The following is a 1,437-nucleotide window of genomic DNA, read 5'->3' as shown; positions in this document are numbered from 1 at the left end:
ATAAATATAGAAAAATCCTTTTCAAATATGTTTTAATGTTAATAACAACAAAAACATATAAAACAAAAGAAAAGGATATGGTTATATGATAAACGAGTTATTTGGAAAATGCAAATATATCTTAGTAGAATCAATAAATAACCTAAAAGGTTCAGATAAAAGAAAAGCTTTAGCACAAATAGCAAAAGAAATAGGGAAAGGTGGTCAATCCATTGTAGCATCTCAATTTAAAGTAAGTAGAGATACTATACGAAAAGGTACATATGAGCTTGAAAGTGGATTCAAAATTGTTGATGCACATAATGCAAAAGGTCGTAAAAAAATAGAAGAAAAGATGCCCAAATTAATGGATGATATAAAAGACATTGTTGATTCACAAAGTCAAACTGATCCTAATTTTAAAACAACTAGACTGTTCACACGATTAACCGTAAAGGAAATTAGGAAACAGCTTATACTCCAAAAAGGATATACTGATGAAGAACTTCCTAGTAATCAGACGCTAAATAACAAAGTAAATCAACTAGGATACACCCTTAAAAAAGTGCAAAAAGTTAAGCCCATAAAAAAGATACCTGAAACAGATAAGATATTTGAAAATATAAAAAAAGTTCGTAAGAACTACGGTGGAAAAGAAAACACTGTCATAATTTCTATTGATGCTAAAGATAGAGTTAAAATCGGAGATTTTTCAAGGGGTGGAAAGAGTAGAAACAAAGTAAAAGCAGTTGACCATGATTTTTCCTCTAACTACGTAACGCCTTTTGGAATCTTGGATTTAAACAATAATAATGTAGCTATAACATTGACTCAATCAAAGGTAACAGCAGATTTTATAGTTGATACAATCGAAGATTATTGGATAAATAACTACTTAAATATGAAGAATACTCTTGTAATACATTCTGATAATGGACCAGAAAATAACAGTAGAAGAACTCAGTTTATAAAAAGAATTATGGAATTTGCAGTTAAATATGATATTACTATTGTACTAGCATATTATCCACCGTACCATAGCAAATATAATCCTATTGAAAGAGTATGGGGATCTCTAGAAAAGCATTGGAATGGATCTACACTTGATAGTTTAGATGTTATCTATAAATTCACTCAAAATATGACGTGGAAAGGCAATCAACCTTCAGTTAGAGTTGCGGAGAATTCATATGATACTGGAGTTACAGTTGGAAAAGATATAATGAATATCTACGAAACAGCGCTCTATCGAGCAAAAGAAATTGGAAAATGGTTTGTTATAATTGAACCAATAAAATGCAATGAGGTCTTAAATATGGTAATAAAAGTATAAATTTCAGTTTGGGGTAAGGGGGAAGTCTATACTTTTTGCCTCAAAATAGAAAAATACACTAAATTACACTGTTGTTTAAGATTATTTAGGTATACATTTTGAGTAGTTCATAATTGGTAATTCCT

At 29.6% G+C, this 1,437-nt stretch carries 1 protein-coding gene; it reads left to right on the top strand.

Translation table 11 applies throughout. The annotated features are described in order from the left end of the window. Positions 1 to 85: 85 nt before the first annotated feature. Positions 86 to 1,312 (top strand): ISAzo13 family transposase, encoded by a 1,227-nt coding sequence (locus CLTEP_RS13945; RefSeq protein ID WP_066827674.1) that lies wholly within the window; start codon positions 86 to 88, stop codon positions 1,310 to 1,312. The last annotated feature ends 125 nt before the right edge of the window (positions 1,313 to 1,437 follow it).

This window comes from Clostridium tepidiprofundi DSM 19306, assembly GCF_001594005.1.
In the GTDB taxonomy this organism is placed as follows: Bacteria; Bacillota; Clostridia; order Clostridiales; family Clostridiaceae; genus Clostridium_AC; species Clostridium_AC tepidiprofundi.
Note: the sequence above shows the minus strand (reverse complement) of the source record. Positions and strands in the feature narration are given on the sequence as shown.

Coding starts and splice junctions, on each gene's coding strand:
- CLTEP_RS13945 (WP_066827674.1), top strand. CDS start 86: ATGATAAACGAGTTATTTGGAAAATGCAAATATATCTTAGTAGAATCA.